The 4131-nt window shown below is 32.1% G+C and carries 9 protein-coding genes; all 9 read left to right on the top strand.

Annotated elements, in window-relative coordinates; all coding sequences use genetic code 11:
- Positions 1-182 precede the first annotated feature (182 nt).
- The 9 genes from B5D15_RS15570 (at position 183) to B5D15_RS15005 (ending at position 4032) form a co-directional block, all read left to right on the top strand.
- Entirely contained in the window at positions 183-353 is a 171-nt protein-coding gene (locus tag B5D15_RS15570) for a hypothetical protein (RefSeq protein WP_179122340.1), read from the top strand.
- The gene (locus B5D15_RS15840; protein WP_341429379.1) at positions 346-450 is read left to right on the top strand and encodes a zinc finger domain-containing protein; all 105 of its coding nucleotides are present in this window, start codon (positions 346-348) and stop codon (positions 448-450) included. The genes B5D15_RS15570 and B5D15_RS15840 overlap by 8 nt, the downstream gene beginning before the upstream one ends.
- 53 nt (positions 451-503) lie before the next feature.
- Entirely contained in the window at positions 504-1385 is an 882-nt protein-coding gene (locus tag B5D15_RS15030; protein ID WP_078697905.1) for a Lin1244/Lin1753 domain-containing protein, read from the top strand.
- Positions 1306-2124, top strand: coding sequence for a DnaA ATPase domain-containing protein (locus B5D15_RS15025; RefSeq protein ID WP_341429378.1), 819 nt, complete (start codon positions 1306-1308; stop codon positions 2122-2124). The genes B5D15_RS15030 and B5D15_RS15025 overlap by 80 nt, the downstream gene beginning before the upstream one ends.
- Positions 2124-2459: a hypothetical protein gene (locus B5D15_RS15020; protein WP_078697903.1), complete on the top strand. Its 336-nt coding sequence runs from the start codon at positions 2124-2126 to the stop codon at positions 2457-2459. Before B5D15_RS15025 ends, B5D15_RS15020 begins: the two co-directional genes overlap by 1 nt.
- Positions 2452-2874 (top strand): single-stranded DNA-binding protein, encoded by a 423-nt coding sequence (locus tag B5D15_RS15015; protein WP_078697902.1) that lies wholly within the window; start codon positions 2452-2454, stop codon positions 2872-2874. Before B5D15_RS15020 ends, B5D15_RS15015 begins: the two co-directional genes overlap by 8 nt.
- A 28-nt stretch (positions 2875-2902) precedes the next feature.
- A complete protein-coding gene (locus B5D15_RS15010) occupies positions 2903-3307 on the top strand; it encodes a RusA family crossover junction endodeoxyribonuclease (protein WP_143287345.1) in 405 nt (134 codons plus the stop codon).
- Positions 3304-3456, top strand: a complete 153-nt coding sequence (locus B5D15_RS15565; protein WP_179122339.1) for a hypothetical protein — start codon at positions 3304-3306, stop codon at positions 3454-3456. The genes B5D15_RS15010 and B5D15_RS15565 overlap by 4 nt, the downstream gene beginning before the upstream one ends.
- A 138-nt stretch (positions 3457-3594) precedes the next feature.
- Positions 3595-4032 (top strand): DUF1492 domain-containing protein, encoded by a 438-nt coding sequence (locus tag B5D15_RS15005; RefSeq protein WP_078697900.1) that lies wholly within the window; start codon positions 3595-3597, stop codon positions 4030-4032.
- Positions 4033-4131 lie beyond the last annotated feature (99 nt).

Raw genomic sequence — 4131 nt, 5'->3', positions numbered from 1 at the left:
ATATTTGAAGTAGCGGGAAAAGGCAACGAGCAGATTGTAAAGGACATTCTATTAAAACATAACTATCAAAAGACTGAGCAGATTAAGCAAACAGAGTATGAGTTTATATTAAAAGAGATTCAGGAGGCAGTAAAAAACAAAGAGGCAGGTAAATAAAACCTGCCTCATATAGGAGGAAAGCGATGACAAGGAGAGAGTTTTTGAATAAAGTTATAGAGATATATTTTCGTGACAACTGTAATGTTGATACCGCAATACAAACAGCGATTAAAGAATTAAATCTTTCAAAAGACGATTATATAAAGATAATGTACGGGATTAGCAATAAGAATGGAGGGAAAATAAATGGCTAAGATGGTTTGCCCAGTATGCAGAAACAAGATGGTTGAAATAAAGAAAGGTTTATTTGTATGTCCGTTTTGTAAAAAGGAAATTAAAAAGGAGGGCTAATATGTGGCTTTTAAAAGAAGAGTTTCTTAAGCAAGGTAGGTGAAATAAAAAATATGGCAAGACCTAAAAAACAAACAATAGAATATTTCCCTCATTTTGTTAATCACCATAAAACAATGTTTGTGCTTGAGAGTAAATTTGGCAATGATGGATATGCTTTTTGGTTCAAAGTATTGGAGCTCTTGGGAAATACAAATGGAATGTATTATGACTGTAATAATGTTGCTGATTGGGAGTTTTTACTTGCAAAAACACACTTAAACAGTGAAACTGCTAACAATATTCTTGATACTTTAGCTGATTTAGATGCAATTGATAAGGAATTATGGGATAAACAAAAAATTATATGGTCTCAAAACTTAGTAGACAATGTACGGGACGCATTTAAGAAAAGAATAACAGAAATGCCACAAAAACCAGTTATTGAAGAAAAAACCCCCGTTAATGTGGAGTTTTCGGAGTGGAAACCCCCTTTAAACGAGGTTTCCGGTGACGGAAACGGGGAAAGAAAAGAAAAAGAAAGAAAAGAAAAAGAAAGTAAAAGAGAGAGTAATAATAGTTTCCGCACCGAAAACTATCAATTAAATAATATTAATGATAATAAAAATAAAATTAACTCTCTCTCTCTTGATAAAAATATTATTGAACTTTGCAAATACTATGAAAAACTTAAACCAGGTGAAAGTATAGCAGCACATATTCCTAAGTTACAAATACTTATAAATGAATATGGCATGGATTGGGTAAAGGATGCTTTGGAAAAAACAATTAAAAATAAAAATAAATTTATTTTAAGTTACATAGAGGGGATTTTAAGGAATTGGAAATTAGAAGGCAAGGAGGAGTTAAATAGAGATGGACCAAATATCGGAAACAATCAATCGAATAATAGAGATGGCGAAATCGAATATGACTTTTCAAAGTATGGAGGATAGTTCTAAATATAACTGCACTGATTGTAAGGATACAGGCTGGATTATAAACGAAGATGGAACTTGTAAAAGATGCAAGTGCTATGAAAAAGACGTAATAACAAGGCTATGGAAAAACTTTGGCATTAATCCGGATGAGGTAAAAAAGCTAAATGAGTATGCTCCTTATGATGAACTCACTAAGAAAGCACGGGATAAAGCAATAAACTATATAAAGAACTTTGAAGATATACGTCAATGCAAAGAAAATAGTTTTGGATTATTTGGTCAGCCAGGAGCAGGTAAAACTCATATTATAGTTGCCATTGGAGCTGCATTGCTTAATATGGATCCTCCTGTAAAGGTTGTGTACATGCCTTATTTAGAAGCAATGAAATCTTTAAAGGCTAATGTGCAGGATGAAGAGTATTATATTAGGCTCTGCGGCAGATATCAGATGGCAGAAGTTTTAATTATTGATGATTTATTTAAAGACAAAGTAAAGAATGGAAAATTCATCAAGATTAATGGTCAATTTATAGGATTAACTGAAGCAGATATGAAGCATATATATCCAATTATAAATTATCGTTATATAAACAACTTACCTACTCTTATATCTACTGAATGTACACCAGATATGCTTATAGATTTAGATGAAGCATTAGCAGGTCGGCTGATTGAAAAATGTGGAGACAATATGGTTGTGTTTAATGGTCAGAAATATAATTACAGGATGAAAAAATATGAGAAGGTGAAATAATGAAAGAGCTAATAAAAGACGTTGATATGGTCATAATTAATGAACTTAAAAGAGCAATATCAGAACATGCTCCAATGAATAGCCAGCATGAAGGATTCGCAGTAATACTTGAAGAAGTTGATGAAGCAAATGAGGAAATCGAGAACATAGATACTGCACTGAAAATGCTTTGGGAAAGAGTTAAAAGAAATGATAATGCAGAAGATGAGGCAAAAATGCTTTTGAATTATTCCAGGTTAGCAGCAGCGGAGATAATTCAAGTGGCTACAATGGCCCAGAGATTTATTTTAGATCTAAAATCAAAAGATTCAAGGATGGTGACTAAGGGTGAATAAAGTTGTTTTGATTGGTCGACTAACAAAGGATCCAGAGCTTAAATTTACGCCGAGTTCAGGTATAGCAGTGTCACATTTTAACTTAGCAGTTGATAGAAATTATATTGGAGAAGACGGGAAAAGACCAGTTGATTTTATTCCAATTGTATGCTGGAGAAAGCTTGCTGAAACTGCTGCAAACAATCTTTCAAAAGGAAGGCTTGTTGCTGTATCAGGTTCTATACAAACGAGAAAATATACAGCACAGGACGGGACTAATAGGTACATAACCGAAGTAGTTGCTGAAATGGTGCAATTTCTTGATAAACTTAAAAATAATAATCAGGAGCAGGCAACATACACGGATAATACAAATAATAATTATGATGGGACAGGCTTCTTCCCTGTTGAGAATACAGACGATATTCCATTTTAAAGTTTGGGAGTTGATTATATTGAAATCAATTAAATTTATAATTCCAGGAGAGCCTAAAGCAAAAGCAAGGCCCAGAATGTCAACAAAAACAGGAATAGCATATACCCCAAAGGAAACAATACAGTATGAAAATTGGGTTAAGACTTGTTTTATAGAACAAGGTGGTAATAAAATAGACGGTCAAATAAGTGCAAAGATAACAGCTTATTATAGCATTCCTAAAAGCACTTCTAAAAAGAAAAGAGAGGAAATGCTTAAAGGGAAAATAAGACCTGTCAAAAAGCCAGATGTAGATAATATTGTTAAGTCAATTTTGGACAGCTTAAACAAAATAGCTTATGACGATGATAGCCAAGTTGTTAAATGTGATGTTGAAAAATTCTATGATGAAAATCCAAGAGTAGAAGTTGAGCTTAAGGAGGGAACAATATGAGTGGTAAATATACAGAACTTGCTTTAAAGACATATAATTATTTGCAAAAAAGAAAGCTTTTGAAGCAATACAATAGGCGAAGAGATGAAGCTCTTGAATTTACAATAGAAAATTGTTTGAGGACAAGGAAGAGGATGAAAGGATATTAAGGAGGAGAACAAGGTATGTTTAATATAAGCCATATATTATGTTTATCAATAGGAGCAATAATTGGATTTTTCTTAGCAACTCTTTGCAATGCGTCAAAACGAGGAGATAAATCTAATTTATAGGCAGGTGACTTTAGCATGGATTATCTCAGGGAAACAATTGAATACCTTAGGAATTATAACAACTTAGTTATAGCAAAAATGAATCTTGAAGATGAAATAAATAAACTTAATGCAGAAATTGAAGGCAGAGCAATAGCCTATAAAGATATGCCAGGTGGTAGCTCTATAGATGCCGAAGATATATTAATAAATAAGATTTTTAGAAGAGATAGAGCAGAAACTGAGCTTAAAGAAACAATAAACGCTATCGAAAGTATAGAAAATACATTAAATAACTTTGCTAAAGATAACGAAAAGTACGAAAAAATATTAAGAGAATGGCTTATAAATAATAAATCATTAGAGTATGTAGCTGAACAACTTGGAATTAGTGAAAGACATATCTATAGAGAAAAAAATAAAGCATTAAAAAAATATGCAATACAGTTGTTTGGAATTAAAGTGTTAAAATAAAAATGTCAATTTTATGTCATGGTATTTGACATTATATATGATATAATAGAGCCAAAGCGATAATGATTAAAAGCACTGGTTATAAAACTGGTGCTTTTT

The organism is Caloramator quimbayensis (genome assembly GCF_900167605.1).
Classification (GTDB): domain Bacteria; phylum Bacillota; class Clostridia; order Clostridiales; family Caloramatoraceae; genus Caloramator_B; species Caloramator_B quimbayensis.
Note: the sequence above shows the minus strand (reverse complement) of the source record. Positions and strands in the feature narration are given on the sequence as shown.

Coding starts and splice junctions, on each gene's coding strand:
- B5D15_RS15570 (WP_179122340.1), top strand. CDS start 183: ATGACAAGGAGAGAGTTTTTGAATAAAGTTATAGAGATATATTTTCGT.
- B5D15_RS15840 (WP_341429379.1), top strand. CDS start 346: ATGGCTAAGATGGTTTGCCCAGTATGCAGAAACAAGATGGTTGAAATA.
- B5D15_RS15030 (WP_078697905.1), top strand. CDS start 504: ATGGCAAGACCTAAAAAACAAACAATAGAATATTTCCCTCATTTTGTT.
- B5D15_RS15025 (WP_341429378.1), top strand. CDS start 1,306: ATGGACCAAATATCGGAAACAATCAATCGAATAATAGAGATGGCGAAA.
- B5D15_RS15020 (WP_078697903.1), top strand. CDS start 2,124: ATGAAAGAGCTAATAAAAGACGTTGATATGGTCATAATTAATGAACTT.
- B5D15_RS15565 (WP_179122339.1), top strand. CDS start 3,304: ATGAGTGGTAAATATACAGAACTTGCTTTAAAGACATATAATTATTTG.
- B5D15_RS15005 (WP_078697900.1), top strand. CDS start 3,595: ATGGATTATCTCAGGGAAACAATTGAATACCTTAGGAATTATAACAAC.